At 56.3% G+C, this 19,800-nt stretch carries 17 protein-coding genes and 1 riboswitch; of the genes, 6 read left to right on the top strand and 11 right to left on the bottom strand.

The window, feature by feature from the left end:
• Positions 1-69 precede the first annotated feature (69 nt).
• The 9 genes from C1N84_RS02585 to nudF form a co-directional block, all read right to left on the bottom strand.
• On the bottom strand, positions 70-3,198 hold the full coding sequence (locus C1N84_RS02585; RefSeq protein ID WP_394541712.1) for an Ig-like domain-containing protein: 3,129 nt from the start codon (positions 3,196-3,198) through the stop codon (positions 70-72).
• 205 nt (positions 3,199-3,403) lie between these two features.
• Positions 3,404-4,147, bottom strand: coding sequence for an OmpA family protein (locus C1N84_RS02580; RefSeq protein WP_394541711.1), 744 nt, complete (start codon positions 4,145-4,147; stop codon positions 3,404-3,406).
• A 182-nt stretch (positions 4,148-4,329) separates the two neighbouring features.
• On the bottom strand, positions 4,330-6,453 hold the full coding sequence (locus C1N84_RS02575) for an Ig-like domain-containing protein (RefSeq protein WP_058776527.1): 2,124 nt from the start codon (positions 6,451-6,453) through the stop codon (positions 4,330-4,332).
• Positions 6,454-6,711: 258 nt separating this feature from the next.
• Positions 6,712-7,611 (bottom strand): LysR substrate-binding domain-containing protein, encoded by a 900-nt coding sequence (locus C1N84_RS02570; protein WP_059009799.1) that lies wholly within the window; start codon positions 7,609-7,611, stop codon positions 6,712-6,714.
• A gap of 263 nt (positions 7,612-7,874) precedes the next feature.
• Complete coding sequence (gene parE / locus C1N84_RS02565) at positions 7,875-9,770, bottom strand: DNA topoisomerase IV subunit B (RefSeq protein ID WP_021509608.1); 1,896 nt, start codon at positions 9,768-9,770, stop codon at positions 7,875-7,877.
• Positions 9,771-9,816: 46 nt separating this feature from the next.
• On the bottom strand, positions 9,817-10,398 hold the full coding sequence (yqiA, locus tag C1N84_RS02560) for an esterase YqiA (RefSeq protein WP_058771368.1): 582 nt from the start codon (positions 10,396-10,398) through the stop codon (positions 9,817-9,819).
• A gap of 3 nt (positions 10,399-10,401) precedes the next feature.
• Entirely contained in the window at positions 10,402-11,229 is an 828-nt protein-coding gene (gene cpdA / locus C1N84_RS02555) for a 3',5'-cyclic-AMP phosphodiesterase (protein WP_150360394.1), read from the bottom strand.
• 64 nt (positions 11,230-11,293) lie between these two features.
• Positions 11,294-11,719, bottom strand: a complete 426-nt coding sequence (locus C1N84_RS02550; protein WP_021509611.1) for a DUF1249 family protein — start codon at positions 11,717-11,719, stop codon at positions 11,294-11,296.
• Positions 11,716-12,351, bottom strand: coding sequence for an ADP-ribose diphosphatase (gene nudF, locus C1N84_RS02545; protein ID WP_058776538.1), 636 nt, complete (start codon positions 12,349-12,351; stop codon positions 11,716-11,718). The genes C1N84_RS02550 and nudF overlap by 4 nt, the downstream gene beginning before the upstream one ends.
• A gap of 213 nt (positions 12,352-12,564) precedes the next feature.
• Between nudF and tolC the strand changes: the two genes are divergently transcribed.
• The 3 genes from tolC (at position 12,565) to C1N84_RS02530 (ending at position 16,025) form a co-directional block, all read left to right on the top strand.
• Positions 12,565-14,037, top strand: a complete 1,473-nt coding sequence (gene tolC, locus C1N84_RS02540; RefSeq protein WP_264441953.1) for an outer membrane channel protein TolC — start codon at positions 12,565-12,567, stop codon at positions 14,035-14,037.
• Positions 14,038-14,178: 141 nt separating this feature from the next.
• Entirely contained in the window at positions 14,179-14,853 is a 675-nt protein-coding gene (locus C1N84_RS02535) for a DUF1190 family protein (protein ID WP_021509614.1), read from the top strand.
• A gap of 8 nt (positions 14,854-14,861) precedes the next feature.
• A complete protein-coding gene (locus tag C1N84_RS02530; RefSeq protein WP_166712094.1) occupies positions 14,862-16,025 on the top strand; it encodes a glutathionylspermidine synthase family protein in 1,164 nt (387 codons plus the stop codon).
• 35 nt (positions 16,026-16,060) lie between these two features.
• On the opposite strand, the gene ygiD is transcribed toward C1N84_RS02530, so the two are convergent.
• Positions 16,061-16,831, bottom strand: coding sequence for a 4,5-DOPA-extradiol-dioxygenase (gene ygiD / locus C1N84_RS02525; RefSeq protein WP_371815509.1), 771 nt, complete (start codon positions 16,829-16,831; stop codon positions 16,061-16,063).
• 210 nt (positions 16,832-17,041) lie between these two features.
• On the opposite strand from ygiD, the gene zupT reads away from it, so the two are divergent.
• Positions 17,042-17,809 carry a zinc transporter ZupT gene (zupT, locus tag C1N84_RS02520; RefSeq protein ID WP_021509618.1) on the top strand — a complete coding sequence of 256 codons (768 nt, stop codon included), beginning with the start codon at positions 17,042-17,044 and terminating at the stop codon, positions 17,807-17,809.
• 144 nt (positions 17,810-17,953) lie between these two features.
• The gene (locus C1N84_RS02515) at positions 17,954-18,337 is read left to right on the top strand and encodes a cell wall hydrolase (protein ID WP_021509619.1); all 384 of its coding nucleotides are present in this window, start codon (positions 17,954-17,956) and stop codon (positions 18,335-18,337) included.
• Positions 18,338-18,390: 53 nt separating this feature from the next.
• On the opposite strand, the gene ribB is transcribed toward C1N84_RS02515, so the two are convergent.
• Entirely contained in the window at positions 18,391-19,047 is a 657-nt protein-coding gene (gene ribB / locus C1N84_RS02510; protein WP_010618704.1) for a 3,4-dihydroxy-2-butanone-4-phosphate synthase, read from the bottom strand.
• Positions 19,048-19,156: 109 nt separating this feature from the next.
• Positions 19,157-19,306: riboswitch (FMN riboswitch) on the bottom strand.
• Positions 19,307-19,477: 171 nt separating this feature from the next.
• Between ribB and C1N84_RS02505 the strand changes: the two genes are divergently transcribed.
• Positions 19,478-19,783: a ubiquinone biosynthesis accessory factor UbiK gene (locus C1N84_RS02505; protein ID WP_010618705.1), complete on the top strand. Its 306-nt coding sequence runs from the start codon at positions 19,478-19,480 to the stop codon at positions 19,781-19,783.
• Positions 19,784-19,800: the final 17 nt, after the last annotated feature.

Below are 19,800 nucleotides of genomic sequence, written 5' to 3'. Positions count from 1 at the left end.
TTTCCGCTGCAGGCATAAAAAAAGCCCCGGTTTTGCGACCGGGGCTTTTGTTTAGCAGCTAATCAATGATCAGTGCTGTTCGTTGTGCAGGTTCTGCACCAGCAGTTCCGCATCACCGTTGCTGTAGACGTTGTACTCGGTGCCGCCGACGGTGACGGTACCGGTCGCCTGCTGCCAGGAACTGGCATCTTCACCGGCTGGCAGGATGTCTTCCAGCGTCAGCGCCTCGCCCTGTTTAGCGTTCACTACCAGCTGTGACTTGCCGTTGTCGATAAACAGTGAATCCTGACCCTGCGTCATGATGTCGTTGAGCGACATGCTCATCAGCCCTTCTACATCCGTAGCACCCGCAGCGAAGATCGAGTTGATTTCTGGCGGCGGCGGCGGGGTGACGTCGACGTTGGTCTTAACGGTATGGTCGATGACCAGTTCGTTTCCGGCTGCATCGCGAACCGTGACGTTAAAGGCATAATCTCCTTCTGCCAGTTTGTCTGACTCATAGCGCCACACGCCGTTTTCTACCACGGTAGAACCGATCAGCTGGGTACGCGCTTCGTCGCCCCAAATCATCACGATAGTACCGTCTTCTGAGCCCTTACCTTTGAAGATCAGGGTGTCATCGTTGGTGTCCGGGCGCACCGGGATTTCAGTGCCGGTTTTATCTGCAAACACGCCTTCAAAGTTAGCACCTGCGCCACCTTCAACCGGCTCAGGAATGGTGGTATCAACTTCGAAGTTAATGGCGGCCTCTTTATCACCTTTCACACCGGACTGGCTCACTGGCTGTACTTCAACTTTATGGTTGCCTTCGCCCAGTTCTGGCAGCTCGTAGCTCCACTTGCCATCCTTAACATCAACCACGACAGGTTCCCGATCGTCGATGTAGATGATGACCTGCGACAGATCCGGTGACGTGCCCTTCAGCGTTGGCTGTTTGTCATCGGTGACCGTGCCATTTTCGATCTCACCCTGGATAGGACCGACGTTATCCTCCAGTATGTACGAACCTTCCATTGAGCCTGGTTTTTTGGTGTCGATGATCAGATCGATAGGATCGGATGGCTGCGATTCGTTACCGGCCGGATCGGTGATCTCGATGATAACCTGATAGTTACCGTCATCGATTGGGTTCTCAGGTTTCACTTCCCACTTGCCGTCTTCGCCCACGATACCGGTACCAATCACCACCGGATTACCTTTACCGTCATCAATGATGACTTCCACTTTGTCGCCAGGGGTACCGCCTTCGCCGCCGAAACCTGGACGGTTGTCATCAATTGGCTTACCTGGTTCAACCGGACCGGTGTTGTCACCTTCGTTATCGACAATCGTTGGTGGTTGCGGCTGATCCGGAGGCGTAATATCGATAATCACGTTAATTGGATCTGAGGTCGGTGACTCTTTGCCGGTGGATGGATCTTTAGCGATCAGTTCAATATCGTGTGAACCTTCCGCCAGCTCTGGCAATTCAATTTCCCATTTACCATCTTTAACGACAGTTGAAGCCACCGGCTCTTTTTCGCCGTCAACAATTACATAGATGATGTCGCCGTCGTTGCCTTCACCGCGCAGCACTGGCGTGGTGTCGTTAGTGGAATCGCCTGGCTGCAGAACACGCTCTTCATCACCGTTGTTGGCGACCATCTCATCCACCACCGGTGCCGGCAGGATGTTGCTGTCGATAACCAGTTTGAACGGATCGGTTTTCTCAGAAACGGTGCCGCCTTTGCTGATGGAATCCACGACCAGCGAGTGCTCACCTTCACCCAGCTCAATATCCAGACTCCACTGACCGCGGTTGTTCGCCACGGTAGAGCCAATCAGTTTGTCGCCATCCCACACGCGCACAATCACGCCCGCATCTGCCACGCCCGACAGGGTTGGGGTTTTGTCATCGGTGATGTCACCTGACTTCAGCGGACCGGTAACGCGTCCTTCATCATCGTAAACCTGAGCCAGCTCTGGCGTACCCGGTACGGAAGTATCCAGCGACAGCGTAAAGTTGTCAGAACGCGGGCTCTCGGCGCCGAAGCGGTCAGTGTAGCTGGCGCTAAACACGTGGGTGCCATCGGTGGTCAGTTCCGGCGTGAAGCTCCAGCGGCCATCGGCACCGGCTTTTACGCTGCCAATCACATTGGAGCGAATATCGTAGATTTTTACTACGCTGTCCGGCTGAGCAACACCGTACAGGGTTGGTGTTTTGTCGTTGGTGTAGTTGCCCGGCGTCAGATAGCTATCCGCGCTGCCTTCATTATCGATCACGCGCATAATCTGCGGTGCTTCTGGTGCAGAGGTGTCGATATTGCGGATAAGCTGAGTCGATGGTCCCCAGTTGCCCGCACGGTCCAGATAACGAATGCCGGCAACGTGCAAACCCTCTTTCAGCTCCGGTGACTCAAACTGCCATTTGCCGCTGGCATCAGCACGGGTAGTGTAAACTGTATCATCAATAACGATCTGTACTAATGCATTGGGTTCAGCATTATCAGCACTCAACGAGATAATGTTTTTATTGATGGTTTTAATGGGTTTACCCGGAAACGGATCCGCGTCCATAGTGATTGATTCTGCCGGCGTTTCAGATACCGCTTCGTTCACTGCCTTAGTGATCACACCGTCGGCAATCGTCAGGTTGAAAGCATCAGAAACCGGGCTTTCATGGCCAACCTTATCTTTCGCCATCACGGTCAGTTTGTGCTCGCCGTCTGCCAGCTCCGGCGTGATGCTCCATGCACCCATTTTGTCTGCTACCACTGAACCGATCTCTTCACCGTTATCGTACAGGGTAACAATGGTGCCAGGCTCTGCCACACCGGACAGCGCCGGCGTTTTATCGCTGGTGGCATCACCCGGCGTCAGATAGTGATCTTCCGCCGCATTATCAATTACGCGCCAGATTTCCGGTTTCGCCGGAGGCGTTGTATCCATATCAAGAATATAGATAGCCGGGTCGCTCGGATTAGTCGCTTTATCAATCGATACCAGCTGAATGACATGGGTGCCGTCTAACCAGCTGGTTTTCGGGTCGAATGACCATTTGCCGTCCTCGCTGATATCAACAATGTGCACTTCACCATCAATTGTGATTTCCAGCTTGCCGCCGTTGGCATTTTTTACTTCCTTATCGATCCAATTATAAAACTGATCTTTGGTCGAGATAACGCGGGCGTTCTCTAATTTACCTTGAATATTAGCCATGATGTGCATTCCTTTTACGTTAAATAATGTTTCGGGATTTCCAGCCGAATACAGGTTTAATTTCGCTTTTTATGCCTGCAGACAATACGAGAAACGTCTTAATCGATTAAGTTATATGAACCCTTAATAACTTTATCGAGGCACAGTGCCTCACACCTCATCAATATGAGATGTGAGAATGTGCTGCTAAAATAATTAAATCAGATCACTTATTTTCTACACTGATAATAACCCGGCGCTCGCTGGCATAGCATGCTTTCTGCTCCTGCAGGCTGCCTGAACAATTAGTTTCGACCTGAGACTCACCCATGCTCTGCGCGGTGATATTAGCCGCATTCATCCCCTGAGCGATTAGCAGTGCTTTCACCGCCTCGGCGCGGCGCTGGCCGAGCGCCATATTGCTGCTGTCGCTGCCAATCGGATCGGTAAAGCCGGTGACGATGATGTGGCGTTGAGCGGCATTTTCCTTTTTCAGCATGCCGGCAAAGCTGCTGAGTGCTTCGCGCCCCTGTGCGGAGATGTCGTTACTGTTGGCGCTGCCAAAGCGGAACAGCAGGTCAGATGAAAACGCATAGTTATCATAAGCTTCAGTTGTTCCTTCCTGACAGCGCTGTACCGACGATGCGCGTGACAGCAGATGAGCCTGACGTTTGGTGCTCAGCAATTCCTGCTGCGCCTGCTGCTGGCTGACCACCAGCGGACGACCGCTGTTATCGAGGTTAGCGCGAATGTAGTAGGTTTTACCGGCAGCCAGTTTATCAGTCCACGATTGCGCGCGTTTACCCTGATAATCTGGCGCGTCGTTGACATAACTGCCCAGCGAATGCGTTCCCGGCGCAACACAAAACACCGTATAGCCACCGGCCAGTAACGACGTATGGAATTCACCGTCGACATAAATATTCGCCGGTTTTTCCCCGGTTAATGAAGCCGGACGATAATAAACCACCCGCGCCTGCTCTGCCGATACCGGCGATAAACTACGCCATGCGGCACCAAATGAATTTTGCGCCTGGGTTGAAAAAGTCGTGAATACTGGCGCACACACCAGTGAAGCTAAAAGTAATTTTTTTGCAATTTTCATTTAAGTTTCACAGGTGCAATAAATTGCACCTGTATGCTCCAGATAAATTAGAATTGTTCGATTTCGTTCTGTAAGAACAGCGCATCTGATTGGGAATTATTTTCAGCTATCACACCACTCTGGCTTTCCTGATTATTCCAGTCATTAAACGCATCGTTATTAAGCTGCAGTAATTCCGCATTAATCGGCTGCGGCTGATCGTCGGCCTCATTGAACAGTTCATGATTGTCCAGGGAAAGCAGAGCGGAAATATCAAGACCGGCCAGCTCAAGCGCATTAATCTCCGGCGGCGGCGGTGGAATGGTGTCGACTTCCACTTCATAAATGTCTGTTTTGCCGGTCACTTCGCCATCGCTGGAGAACACGCCGCGCAGTTGATAAACATCATCCGCCAGATCCGGCGTCGTCAGCTCCCATTTGCCGTCAGCCCCAATCGTGGTAGTGAAGCTGTAGCTATTCTCCAGACCGACAATGTAGATGGTTACCAGCTCGCCCGGCACGCCTTTACCGGCGACAATAATGCTCGGATCGTTCATCGCGCCGCCGTTTTCGATTGGCGTACGCACGCCGGCGTCGTTGTTGTCTTTAAAGATATGCTCAATCATGCCAGAAACCGGAACGTCCGGATCGGGCAGGCCGTCGACAGGATCAGGATCGCCCGGCTCTTGCGTATCGCCTTCAAACCCAATCGTGACCTTTTCTGAGGCCGGCGATTCGTTACCGGCCGGATCGCGCACCACGATTTCCAGCTCGTGCTCGCCCGGTTTCAGATTGTTTTCTGGCGTGAAGGTCCACTTGCCGTCTTCTACAATCACCGAACCAATGGGCTTGCCGTTGTCGATAATCACCACGATATCGCCATCTTCACCGGTGCCTTCCAGCGTCGGACGCAGATCTTTTGTGGTGGAACCGTCTTCCAGCGGATTACCTTCGCTGTCTTTGATCACGCCAATGCCCGGATTTTCCGGCGCCACGGTGTCCACATCAACGATGAACGGATCGGATGGCAGTGATTTATTACCCACCTGATCGACCACCACGATGCTCAGCTCGTGTCGCCCATCCTGCAGCGCCGGAGCCGTAAAGGTCCAGTTACCCTCGGCGTCCACCTTTGCGGTGCCCAGCTTCACGCCATCGTTCCAGATTTCTACCGTCGAGCCCGCTTCAGCTTTACCGGTCAGCGTTGGCGTATTGTCTTTCGTCACGCCGCCTTTTTCGATCAGCACCGGCGGATCCTGCATATCGTCCATCACGCTGCCGATGGTGCCTTTGGCTGGCGCCGTCAGATCGATGATGAATTCCCACGGATCGCTCTCTTCACCCACCACGCCTTCGGCGTTACGCTCGGCGGTAACGATGCTGTGATTGCCAGCCGCCAGCGGTTTTTCCGGCGTAAAGGTCCAGTTACCCTCGTCATCCACCAGCACTTCACCCAGCAGCGTCTCACCATCCCATATTTCAATGGTGTTACCCGGCGTGCCGGTGCCGTTGAAGGTGGGCATGGTGTCATCGGTGCGGCCGCCGTTAGCTACCGAACCGGTCACGTCGCCGATATCATCAATCACATCGCTGATGGTGGGCTTGCTGATATCGCCGCCGCCGCTGCCACCGCCGCCTTCACCTTTGCCGCTGTGGCTGCCGTCGTTATTGTCGTAGTGGTGTTTCGCCGCGACATAGCCGAGGCCCGCTGCTGCTGCGATAGCCGCCAGGCCACCCAGCGCAATCAGTGCCGGCGACCATTCAAAGCCGCTGGCCAGTGCGTAGCCGGAATTATCATCAACGCTGCCTTCACCCAGCGCCAGCGCGGTGGTTTCGCCGTCGGCCAGCGCGGCCGCTTCGTGGTCGGCATTGCCGTCCGTCGCGACGTAAGCGTGCATTTCGCCGTCTTCCGCTTTACCCACTAAGGTGCCGGATTTAGCGAAGAAATCTTCGATAATCAGATCCGGCTTGCTGGCGTCTGAGCCTTCCAGCATCACCAGCAGGTTTTTCCCTGCGCGTTTAACGGTGATGTTTTCAGGCGCGGTGCCGTCCTGGTTCTGCGTCAGCAGATATTTACCGTTGGTAATTGCCTGAATCTTCACTGCTTTGCCGTCTTTACCGGCGCGCAGCACTTCCGCTTTGGTTATGGTTTTCTTATCGATAACCGCCACACTTACGGGTGAAACGTTCATGATTCTTCCTTCCGTCGATTAATTTTGACTGCGCGTTTGCAGGCAAGCGCCGCAATCTCCCTGGCTCTGCCCACGGATGGGCTCAAAGTTGCGACATAATCCGGAAAGAGATAAATCCGAGACATAAGAAATGTCCCGTTAGGAAAAAATTCTTAAATGGGCGGCCGAAAGATAGCTAAATCATTAACCGATTGAATTAAAGCGTTTTTATCGATGAGGGCAGAACATAACAGGAAAGGTTATTCAAACAGAACAGGACTATAACAGATGATTTTCCTGAATTTTTTCCCGTAAAAAATCCAGAAAACAGGTGATGCGGGAACTGAGCGACTGGTTGCGATAGTACACCGCGTGAATCGGCAGGCGCAGTTCGCGCGTGTCATTTTCCAGCACCTGCACCAGCCGGCCGCTGGCGCGATCCTCGCGGCTGACAAAATCCGATAGCCGCACAATGCCCTGGCCGGCCAGCGCCAGCTGGCGCAGGGTTTCGCCGCTCGACGCGCACAGCGTGGGTTTGATGCGCAAAAACTCGCCTTCACGCTGCCATACCGGCCAGACATTGTGCGCGTCCAGCTGGCTGAATCCCAGCAGCTGGTGCGTCAGCAGATCTTTCACGCTCTGTGGCGCGCCGGCTTTTTCCAGATAGGCCGGACTGGCCAGCAGGCGAATCGCGCTGCTGCCCAGCACGCGCGCGCGCAGCGTGGAGTCGCGCAGTTCACCAATGCGAATAGCGATATCAGTTTGCTGCTCAAGCAGGTCGATGACAATGTCATCGGTGTTCAGCTCCAGCTGAATTTGCGGATAGCGCGCGCAAAATTCGGCAACCAGCGGCACGATAACATGCAGGGTAAATGGCGTATTGGCGTTGACGCGCAGCCGTCCGGAGGGAATGTCGCGCCGCTGCGCGATATGCTCTTCGGCCTGCTCCACCGACGCGAGGATTTGCCGCGCGTGATCGAGAAAAATCAGCCCCTCTTCGGTCAGCGCCAGGCGACGCGTGGTGCGGTGCAGCAGTGTGGTTTGCAGTTTGCTTTCGAGGCGGCTCAGCGCCCGGCTGATGCCGGAGCTGGTTTGATCCAGCTGTTCCGCTGCGGCGGTAATCGAACCGGTGTCCACCACCGCGACCCAGGCGCGTAACTCTTCCAGTGTGATTTTCACTCTTCCTACCTCAGCGCATTGCTACTTCGAGACCGGTCTTAGCCTCGTTCTCACGGCTGCTGAGGTAGATTGCTCCACGTTCAGCAGCGGCAGGATACCACAATGCAGTAAAACCCAGGGATTATCACTGACCCGGGTGCGGCCTGGTTGTGCCGCGCACACGCGGTTTTTATTAACGGGCATGCGGCGATGGGACAGATCGGGACGGGCAGCGATGGCACGGTTGCCGGCATAAAAAAGGACGCCGCAGCGTCCCGTTTGCATCACACTTCGAGGTCGGCGAGGTCGCCTTTTTCCTGCAGCCAGTTGCGGCGGTCTTCCGAGCGTTTCTTCGCCAGCAGCATGTCCATCATCCGTAACGTCTGCTCGACGTCTTCTTCGTCGACCGTCAGTTGCACCAGACGGCGGGTGTTGGGATCGAGCGTGGTTTCGCGCAGCTGCAGCGGGTTCATCTCACCCAGACCTTTAAAGCGCTGCACGTTCGGCTTGCCTTTTTTCCGCTTCAGCTGCTCCAGCACACCCTCTTTTTCGTCTTCATCGAGCGCGTAATACACCTCTTTACCGAGGTCGATGCGGTACAGCGGCGGCATCGCCACATAGACGTGGCCCTGCTGCACCAGCGAGCGGAAGTGCCTCACAAACAGCGCGCACAGCAGCGTGGCAATGTGCAGGCCGTCGGAGTCGGCATCCGCGAGGATACAGATTTTGCCGTAGCGCAGCTGGCTGAGATCTTCACTGTCCGGATCGATACCGATCGCCACCGAAATATCATGCACTTCCTGCGACGCCAGCACTTCATCCGACGACACTTCCCAGGTGTTGAGGATCTTGCCTTTCAGCGGCATGATCGCCTGATATTCACGGTCGCGCGCCTGTTTGGCGGAGCCGCCCGCAGAATCCCCTTCCACCAGGAACAGCTCGGTTTTATTCAGATCCTGCGCGGTACAGTCGGCCAGCTTGCCCGGCAGCGCCGGTCCGCTGGTCAGCTTTTTACGCACCACCTTTTTCGCCGCGCGCATACGACGCTGTGCGCTGGAGATCGCCAGCTCGGCCAGCATTTCGGCGGCCTGCACGTTCTGGTTGAGCCACAGGCTGAAGGCATCTTTCACTACCGCCGAGACAAACGCCGCGCACTGGCGTGAGGAGAGACGCTCTTTGGTCTGTCCGGCAAACTGCGGATCCTGCATTTTGACCGACAGCACATAGGCGCAGCGATCCCAGATATCCTCCGCCGACAGCTTCACGCCGCGCGGCAGAATATTGCGGTATTCACAGAATTCGCGCATCGCGTCGAGCAAGCCCTGACGCAGGCCGTTAACGTGCGTTCCGCCCTGCATAGTCGGGATCAGGTTGACGTAGCTTTCGGTCAGCAGCTCGCCGCCCTCCGGCAGCCACAGCAGTGCCCAGTCGACCGCCTCCACATCGCCGGCAAAGCTGCCGACAAACGGTTTTTCCGGCAGCGTTGGCAGGCCGTTCACCGCTTCGCTCAGGTAATCCGTCAGGCCATCCTGATACAGCCAGGTTTGCTCGGTATCGTTCACCTTGTCTTTAAAGACAATTTCGACGCCCGGGCACAGTACCGCTTTGGCTTTCAGCAGATGCTTGAGGCGGGAGACCGAGAAGCGCGGGCTGTCGAAGAAGCTTTCGTCTGGCCAGAAGTGAACGCTGGTGCCGGTGTTACGTTTACCTACCGTACCAATCACCGCCAGATCCTGCACTTTATCGCCGTTTTCGAAGGCGATCTGGTAAATCTCACCGTTGCGGCGCACCGTGACTTCCACACGCTTCGACAGGGCGTTGACCACCGAAATCCCCACGCCGTGCAGGCCGCCGGAGAACTGGTAGTTTTTGTTGGAGAATTTACCGCCGGCGTGCAGGCGACAGAGAATCAGTTCGACCGCTGGCACGCCCTCTTCCGGGTGGATATCGACGGGCATACCACGGCCATCATCGATCACCTCCAGCGACTGATCGGCGTGCAGGATGACTTCCACGCGTTTGGCGTGACCGGCCAGCGCCTCATCGACGCTGTTATCGATCACTTCCTGGCCCAGATGGTTAGGGCGTGTGGTATCGGTGTACATGCCCGGACGGCGACGTACCGGTTCGAGGCCGGTTAAAACCTCAATGGCGTCAGCATTATAGCTAGATTGGCTCATCGTAACAGTCTGATTAGCAATAGGAAAATGGGCCCATCCCGCAGCATCAGGGAGTATTTAGTCCCAGAAAATCAATCATCTGCGCAAAATGGCGTTCGAATCCGATATAGGCATGATTGCCGCCCTCTTCTACCGTCTGACGGCACGCGCTGTAGTAATCCAGCGCCTGGCGATAGTCGAGCACTTCATCGCCGGTTTGTTGCAGCAGCCAGAGTAGATCGGGCGCTTCCAGAGGGTCAATCTGCATCACTTTCAGATCGTAAATGTGGCGAGACTCTAACACATATTGCTGGCCGGTGTAGGGATTCCGGTTTTCACCCAGATAATCCACCAGCAGTTCAAACGGCCGCACCGCCGGATTCACCACCACCGCCGGCAGCATGAAACACTGCGACAGCCAGGTGGCAAAATAACCACCGAGCGATGACCCCACCAGCCCGAGCGGTTCCCCGGCATACTGCATCACCAACTCTTCCAGCAGCGCAGCAGCCTCAGCGGGAAAAGTCGGCAGCTGCGGCACCAGCACCTCAATGTGCGGATGCTGCGCCTGACACCACTGCTGTAACTGCGTCGCTTTAGCCGACTGCGGTGAGCTGTTGAATCCGTGCAGATAAATCAGCGCCGCCATGGTTTAGTAGCCCTCGGAATCCAGATCCGGACGGAATAGATCGCTCTGCAGACGATTCACTTCGGTGTGCAGCGTGCCATCCGCCTGCAGCGTCAGCCAGCGCCAGCCGGGCGCCACGGTATCAATGGTGAAGTTGGTGCAGTGCGGTTTAAACTGGACGCAGGTCGAAGGCGATGCCAGTACGCGGCGGCCGTGCCAGTCGAGATCCAGCTCCTGATGAATGTGGCCGCACACCAGGTGGCGCGCCAGCGGGAAGTTTTGCAGCACCGCATCCAGCTGATGCGGATTGCGCAGGCTGTGCTGGTCAAGCCAGGTACAGCCGCAGGCCAGCGGATGATGGTGCAGCAGCACCAGCGTGTAGCGATCGGGGAACTGACGCAGCGTGCGGTCCAGCCACTCCAGCTGATAGTCGCTCAGCATGCCGTGCGGCACGCCAAAAACCTGGCTGTCCAGCAGCACCAGCTGCCAGTGCTCGCCGAGCAGCACATGCTTGTCCGCGGCGATGCCGGCCTGTGCCAGCGTATCCACCATCGCTGGCTGAAAATCGTGATTGCCCGGCAGCCAGACGCACGGCTTCGGCAGACGCGCAATGCCCGCAACAAAATGCTGATAAGCTTCGACGGTGTGATCCTGGGCGAGATCGCCAGTGGCGATAATCAGATCGTAATCGCGCTGTTGCGCCGCGATGGCGTCCAGCACCGCATCAAAACTCGACCAGGTATTCACTCCAAGCAGCGATTGATGTTTTCCCGCGAAAAGATGGGTATCCGTAATTTGTAAAATCCTGATATCGGACCCATTTGCCGCAGGAAGAGTTAGCAGGCTATCCAAAGCGTTTCCTTTCTCTCCACGCTATCGTTGCGTTATATACCCGTGCGGATTCAGGGTATCGCTATCAGCACACCGGCACGGCCATCGCGCCGTGCGCCAGGCAGTACCGCAACCAGTCGGCAAGGAACTGGTTAATCTGATGTTTTTCATCGCGCTGATGCAATTTTTTATTAGGATAATCATAGCGCGCTTTGAAGCGATAGATCTGCTGAGTGGAACACACTTCAGCCACCATCGCATCATGGTAGAGCCGCACCGACATGGACGGCAGGCTCCAGTAGCTCACTGCGGGTGCCACCTGGCGGATCTCCACCAGCGTGGTATAGCGCGTCGACTCTTCAATAGTCAGCTGATAACTGGCGCCGTTCACCTGATACATCACCGACGCACCTGCCTCGTCACTGCGCGGCAGCAGGCGGCGCAGCTGAGCGAAATTGGTTTCGCACAGACGCATCATTTCGGGGAAATCAGGGGTATAGCGCTGTTTCATGTTGGCTTCCACTCTTCTCTTAGTTTCTCATGGTGCAACGCCAGCCATTGCAGAGCGATGACAGATGCCGCGTTATCAATAATCCCCTCTTCCACCCAGCGATAAGCCTGTTCGCGGCTTACCACATGCACAAGAATATCCTCATTCTCTTCCTCCAGCCCGTGATTTCCCTCTGCCTGGCTGGCATCCACTTCGCCCACCAGCACCGACAAACGCTCAGAGGTTCCGCCGGGGCTGGCTAAGTAATTCACTATCGGTTTGACGCGGCCAACCTTGAGGCCAGCCTCTTCGACCGCTTCACGACGCACCACATCTTCCGGCGTTTCGCCCGGTTCAATAATGCCGGCCACCATCTCCAGCAGCCAGGGCGTGGCGCTGGAATCATAGGCCGGGATGCGGATCTGTTCGATCAGCACTACTTCGTCGCGCAGGGGATCATAGGGTAGCAGCACGGCAGCGTGTCCGCGCTCAAAAACTTCGCGCACCACTTCACCGCTCATCTCGCCGTTAAAGCGGCGATGGCGGAAGCGGTAGCTGACGATGGAAAAAAAACCATCGTAGCGAGTATCGCGTGCAATAATTTCTACATCGTTTTTTGTGAAAGTCACAGGGGATTTTTTTTCACCCGCCATCATCTGGTTCCTTATGCAGATTGGGATGGAGCGAAGAAAAGCCAACCCTTGTGCTCCGTCCGAGTGGTTCTTTCTGAATTATTTACGTAAATTAGGGGGAGAAGGCACGTTCAGCCAACTTATCTCTGACGCCGCCTCTGTAGAATCGGCGATTATTTTTTGGCTTACCTGCAGCACACTCTCTGTGCATTTGCTGCAACACAAGGAATGCAAATGAAAAAACTGCTCCCACTTTTTATTGGACTGAGCCTGGGCGGTTTCAGCCTTGCCAGCCAGGCAGAAAACCTGTTGCAGGTCTACCAGCAGGCGCGCCTCAGCAACCCGGATCTGCGTGCTTCAGCCGCCGATCGCGACGCTGCTTTTGAGAAAATTAACGAAGCGCGTAGCCCGTTGCTGCCGCAGCTGGGTCTGGGTGCAGATTATACCTATAACAGCGGCTATCGCGACAACAGCGGTCTCCATTCCAACACGACCAGCGCCTCGCTGCAATTAACGCAGACGATTTTCGACATGTCGAAATGGCGTGCGCTGACGCTGCAGGAAAAAACGGCCGGCATTCAGGACGTTACTTATCAGGTAGCGCAGCAGGATCTGATCCTGAACACCGCAACCGCCTATTTCAACGTGCTGAAGGCCATTGATACGCTTTCTTACACTGAAGCGCAGAAACAGTCGATCTACCGCGAACTGGATCAGACCACTCAGCGTTTTAACGTCGGTCTGGTGGCCATCACCGATGTGCAGAACGCCCGTGCTCAATACGATAGCGTGCTGGCCAACGAAGTAACAGCGCGTAACGATCTGGATAACGCGGTGGAATCGCTGCGTCAGATCACCGGCATGGATTATCTGTCGCTGGCGTCACTGAATATCGATCGTTTCAAAACGGCGCGTCCGGAAGCGGTGTCCAGTCTGCTGAAACAGGCTGAGAGCCGTAACCTCAACCTGCTGTCTGCCCGTTTGAGCCAGGATCTGGCGCGTGAGCAGATTCGCTCCGCCGAGTCCGGCCACATGCCGACGCTGGATCTGACCGCTTCTACCGGTCTGTCGAACAGCAAATACGGCGGCAGCCGCGCTAATCAGAGCGCCGGTACCACCGACTCGATCACCGGCTCCAACCAGGTTGGCCTGAGTTTCTCACTGCCTCTGTACAGCGGCGGTTCAGTGACCTCGCAGGTGAAACAGGCGCAGTATAACTTTGTCGCCGCTAGCGAGCAGCTGGAAGGCGCGCATCGTAGCGCGATCCAGACCGTCCGTTCTTCGTTCAATAACGTGAACGCTTCGATCAGCAGCATCGACGCTTACAAACAGTCGGTAATCTCGGCGCAGAGCTCATTAGATGCCTCGGAAGCCGGTTATCAGGTGGGTACGCGTACCATCGTTGACGTGTTAGACGCGACCACCACGCTGTTTAACGCTAAACAGCAGCTGTCGAATGCGCGTTACAGCTACCTGATCAACCAGCTGAACATCAAATATGCGCTGGGCACGCTGAACGAGCAGGATCTGCAGCAGCTGAACAGCACGCTGGGCAAAGAAGTGACGACCTCGCCAGAAGTGGTCGCGCCGGAAAACAGCCAGCAGGCCACGCGAGTGGATAATGGTCCGAAAGCGACCTCCGCTTCCGCCGCCGCTCAGGCCCGTCCGGCCGCGGCACGTAACAGTGCCAATCCTTTCGCTAATTAAGCCTTCAAGGGGCCGCTTGCGGCCCCTTTCGCATTCAAACGTATAACAACGTAAAGATCCCCTTGCCACCCGGCTTCCCGCTTCATTTTCCACCACTCATCACCTATCCTAAGCCCCACCTTTGGGCACAGGATGAAGATAATGAAACGGACAAAAAATATTCGTCATGCCGCTTTCCGTAAAAGCTGGCAGGCACGCCATTTAACGCCGGTCGCACTGGCGGTCACCGCCGTGTTTATGCTGGCAGGCTGCGAACAGAGCGATGAAACGGTTTCGATGTACCAGAACGCCGATGATTGTGCGAAAGCCAATCCGGGCCAGAGCGCTCAGTGCACCACCGCTTACAACAACGCGCTGAAAGAGGCTGAGCGCACCGCGCCAAAATACGCCACGCGTGAAGATTGCGTCGCGGAATTCGGCGAAAACCAGTGTCAGCAAACCCCGGCACAGGCGGGCGTCGGTACCACGGCGAACAACGCTGAAGCGCAGCAGAGCGGCAGCTTCTGGATGCCTCTGATGGCCGGCTACATGATGGGTCGTCTGATGGGCGGCGGTGCCGGCTTTGCGCAGCAGCCGCTGTTCTCGCCAAAAACCCCTAACAGCCCGGCAAACGGCCAGTTTGTTGATGCTTCCGGTAAGAACTACGGTGCGGCCACCTCCGGCCGGACGGTAAACGTGCCGAAAACCGCGCTGGCGCCGAAACCGGCCACTACGTCCACCATCACCCGTGGCGGCTTTGGTGAGACGGTAGCCAAACAGAACACCATGCAGCGCAGCAGTGCCACCAGCACCGGCAGCCGCTCGCTGGGAGGCTAAGCCCGCGCATGCAACGTATTGCTATCAGCGAACGTCCGAACTGGCGCGAAAAGGCGACCGAGTACGGCTTTCAGTTTCACACCATGTATGGCGAACCCTACTGGTGCGAAGACGCTTATTACCAGTTTACTCTGGCGCAAATTGAACAGCTGGAAGCGGCCACCGCTGAACTGCACCAGATGTGCCTGCAGGCGGTAGAAAAAGTGGTGAACAGCGAAGCGCTGCTCACCCGTTTCTGCATTCCGAAACACACCTGGGATTTTGTGCGCGAATCCTGGCAGCAGCGTCAGCCGTCGCTCTATTCACGTCTCGATCTGGCGTGGGATGGCACAGGCGAGATCAAGCTGCTGGAGAACAACGCTGATACGCCAACCTCGCTGTACGAAGCGGCGTTTTTCCAGTGGATCTGGCTGGAGGATCAGCTCAACGCCGGCAACCTGCCGCAGGGCAGCGATCAATTCAACAGCCTGCAGGAGCAGTTGATTGAGCGCTTCGCCACGCTGCACCAGCAGCACGGTTTTAACTGGCTGCACTTTGCCTGCTGTCGCGATACGGAAGAGGATCGCGCCACGGTACAGTATCTGCAGGATTGCGCCACTGAAGCCGGTCTGCCGAGTGAATTTCTCTACATTGATGAGATCGGGCTGGGCGAAAAAGGTCAGTTTACCGATCAGCACGATCAGGTGATCAGTAACCTGTTCAAGCTCTATCCGTGGGAATTCATGCTGCGCGAGATGTTCTCGACCAAGCTGGCCGATGCCGGCGTGCGCTGGCTGGAGCCGGCGTGGAAAAGCATTCTCTCCAACAAAGCGCTGCTACCGCTGTTGTGGGAGATGTTCCCCAACCATCCTAACCTGCTGCCCGCCTGGTTTGCCGATGATGCCAGCGCGCCGCAGATGGAAAAATATGTGGTGAAACCGCTTTTTTCCCGCGAAGGTGCCAACATCACCATCGTGGAAAACGGTCAGGAAATCGCGCGCGCCGACGGCCCCTATGGCGAAGAGGGCATGATCGTCCAGCAGTTCTGGCCGCTGCCGAAGTTTGGTGACAGCTATACGCTGATTGGCAGCTGGCTGATTGACGATCAGCCTGCCGGTATCGGTCTGCGTGAAGATCGCGCGCTGATCACCCAGGATCTGTCGCGTTTCTATCCGCACACCTTTATTGCGTAACGCACGTGCCGCCCGGTCTGCGGGCGGCACAGGTGTCAGCCAACCTGCACCGACAGCATACTGATCGAACCCATCTCCATGCCTTCCACCGGGATGCTCACCGCCTCACCTTCAGCTCGCGCGCCGAGAATATACAGCAGCGGCAGATAGTGCTCCGGCGTCGGGTTAGCCAGCTGCGCGCCTTCATGCTGCTGATAATTCACCAACGGATGCTGTGCCGCCTCGCCTTCGTAGTCCAGATTATCGCGCACAAACTGGTTGAAGCTCTCCGCCCACGGATAAGCGCTTTCCGCACCCTGCCAGCAAATCATGCGCAGGTTATGCACCACGTTGCCGCTGGCCACCAGCATCACGCCTTCGTCACGCAGCGCCGCCAGTTTACGTCCCAGCGCAAAATGCCACGCCGCCGGCTGGGTGCCATCGATGCTGAGCTGAATCAGCGGAATATCCGCCTGTGGATACATCTTCGCCAGCACGCCCCACGAGCCGTGATCAAAGCCCCACTGCTGATCGGCCTGCACCGCCACCGGCGCCAGCAGATCGATAACGCGCTGTGCCAGCGCAGGCGAACCCGGCGCCGGATAGCGTACGTCGAACAGCGCCTGCGGGAAGCCTCCAAAATCATGGATGGTGCGCGGATTGCTCATCGCCGTCACCGCCGTGCCGCGCGTGTACCAGTGCGCCGAGATGGCGAGAATAGCGCGCGGACGCGGCAGGGTTTCGCCCAGCTGCTGCCATACGCGGGTATAACGGTTGTCTTCTAATACGTTCATCGGGCTGCCGTGGCCGAGAAACAGAGCGGGCATGCGGGTCATTATTCATCCTCTGGCGTCGGGATCGCGTTAATGACTGTCACGATACGCGCTTTCGCCAGGGGAAAAACGCTGATAAGCGTGATGATGTTTATCAGCAAATTTGAACAAGATTTTGCCGACATAACTTTACGCTAAATAACTCGATATTTTATGGGGTTAACTATATTGTAACTGGTAATCATTATCATTAAGGAGCCCATCATGTCAGTACCTTTGCTGCTAACCATCCTGGCTGGCGGTGCCACTTTCGTCGGCGCGATTTTTGGCGTGCTCGGTCAAAAGCCGTCGAACCGCGTACTGGCCTTTGCGCTCGGCTTTGCCGCCGGCATCATGTTGCTGATTTCCCTGATGGAGATGCTGCCCGCCGCGCTGCATGCGGAAGGCATGTCGCCGGTGCTCGGCTACGGCATGTTCATGCTCGGTTTGCTGGGTTATTTCGCCATGGATCGCCTGCTGCCGCACCAGCATCCGCAGGATCTGATGGCGGTCAATCGCCGCCCCACTAACCTGAAACGTACCGCGATCCTGCTGACGCTCGGTATCAGCCTGCATAACTTTCCCGAAGGCATTGCCACCTTTGTCACCGCCAGCAGCGATATGGAGCTGGGGCTGGGCATCGCACTGGCCGTCGCGATCCACAATATTCCGGAAGGGCTGGCGGTGGCCGGACCGATGTACGCCGCCACCGGCTCGAAAGCCAAAGCGCTGTTCTGGGCCTGCCTGTCCGGCATGGCGGAGATTCTTGGTGGCATCATCGCCTTTCTGCTGCTGGGGCCGGCGGTCTCACCGGTGATGATTGCGGCGATTATGGCGGCGGTGGCGGGCATTATGGTGGCGCTGTCCGTGGATGAACTGATGCCGCTGGCGCGCGAAATCGATCCGCATAACAATCCCAGCTACGGCGTGCTGTGCGGCATGACAGTGATGGGCCTGAGCCTGACGTTGCTGCAAACCAGCGGGGTAGGCTGACGCGAGATTCGTCTCATTCGCCACAAATTAGGCCTTATCTATCAATTGATTAGGCTTGTTAAGGCGTAGTCGAGACGGGTCTTGTTAACACCCGACGGCGGGCTCATTACACTCCACGCGACTCTTAGAAAGCAGTGGAGTGTTATGTTAATTCAGGGAGCCATTTTATGCCTGGCGATGAATATCTATCATGAAGCGCGCGGCGAACCGGTAAAGGGACAGATTGCCGTCGGCACTGTCACCATGAACCGGGCTAACTGGGACGTCAAAGAGATCTGTCCGGTGGTGTACGCACCCAAACAGTTCTCCTGGACGTCTCTGCACAAACATCCCCATCGCCATCCGCCGCAGCATGACAAAAGCTGGCAGCGCGCGCAGCGCCTGGCCCAGCGGATTGTCGAGGGTAAGCTGGCGGATGTGACAAAGGGCGCGACCTTCTTTCATGCGCACAGCGCCAGACCGGCGTGGCGCCACGCCTTCCAGCGTACCGTGGTGATAGGCAATCACGTTTTTTACGCCAGCCGTTAATCATAAAAAAAGGCCGGATGCATCACATCCGGCCTTATTTATTTCACGTCGGCTTAGCTGGCCTGACGGGTTTCATGCTGGCGGCGCCAGGCCACCAGGTCTTCAATGGTCACCACCGGCATGGCGTGCTGCTTCGCAAACGCAATCACTTCCGGCGCGTGCGCCATGCTGCCGTCATCATTGGTCAGTTCGCACAGCACACCCGCAGGTTTGAAGCCCGCCAGCGTCACCAGATCGAGCGTCGCTTCGGTGTGGCCGCCGCGCGCCAGCACGCCGCCGTCGCGCGCGCGCAGCGGGAATACGTGGCCGGGACGATTCAGATCGGACGGTTTAGCGTCATCGGCAATCGCCGCCCGGATGGTGGTAATACGGTCGGAGGCCGATACGCCGGTCGTCACGCCGCTGGCCGCTTCAATAGTCACGGTGAAACCGGTGCCGTAAGAGCTGGTGTTGTTCTCTACCATCATCGGCAGATCCAGCTGCTGGCGGCGCGCTTCGTTAATGCACAGGCAGACAATGCCGCTGCCGTGACGAATGCTCAGCGCCATCTGTTCAACGGTCATGGTTTCGGCGGCGAAGATCATATCGCCTTCGTTTTCGCGATTTTCATCGTCCAGCACCATCACGCCGCGCCCGTTGCGCAGCGCATCGATGGCGCGTTCTACACGCTGTTCCGGCGTGCCAAATTCAGAAAGAAGCGTCTGATTCATGGTAAAAAAACCTTATTAATAAAATATGAGTTACCAGAACCAGGGCGAGCTTAGGAGTGCGTAGAAAACACATGGCAATAACGTGACGCGGGCGCAGCCCGGCTGATGTCGTTACCCTCTCCCATCCGGACTTTAACCGTCGGCCCCGGAATTACACCGGATCTGCTGACCTTTCACTGTACAGCGAAAGCGCTCGCGGGCTTTCAGCCGAAGCTGATTTACCGCCGGTGGGGAATTTCGCCCCGCCCTGAGAATAAGCGAAATTACTATAGCGCCAATCACCTGGTCGGGCAATCAACAAAAGTGCAAATGCTTTTGCACTTCATGCGTTGCGGATTTCGGGTTTAACCTTTTCGTTTCTGGCATTACACTTAATGTTTGATGAGTCGGAACACGCGCTGTTATCAGCCACCGTAACCAGGAAACAACCATGATCGACACGAAAAAAATTGAACAACTGGCGCGCCAGGTGCACGAAGCGATGCCAAAAGGTATTCGCGACTTTGGCGACGATGTGGAAAAGAAAATTCGTCAGGTATTGCAGGCGCAGTTAACCCGCATGGATCTGGTTAATCGTGAAGAGTTTGACGTGCAGACCCAGGTTTTGCTGCGCACGCGTGAAAAACTGGCGGCGCTGGAGCAGCGTCTGGCGAAGCTGGAAAGTGAAAGTCCGGCGGCCCCGGCTCCGGCGGTGATCACGCCAGATCCGGCAGGCAAAATCGATACGCCTCAATAAGGTTTACGCGGCGGGAG

The organism is Pantoea sp. SGAir0418, from assembly GCF_043529865.1.
Note: the sequence above shows the minus strand (reverse complement) of the source record. Positions and strands in the feature narration are given on the sequence as shown.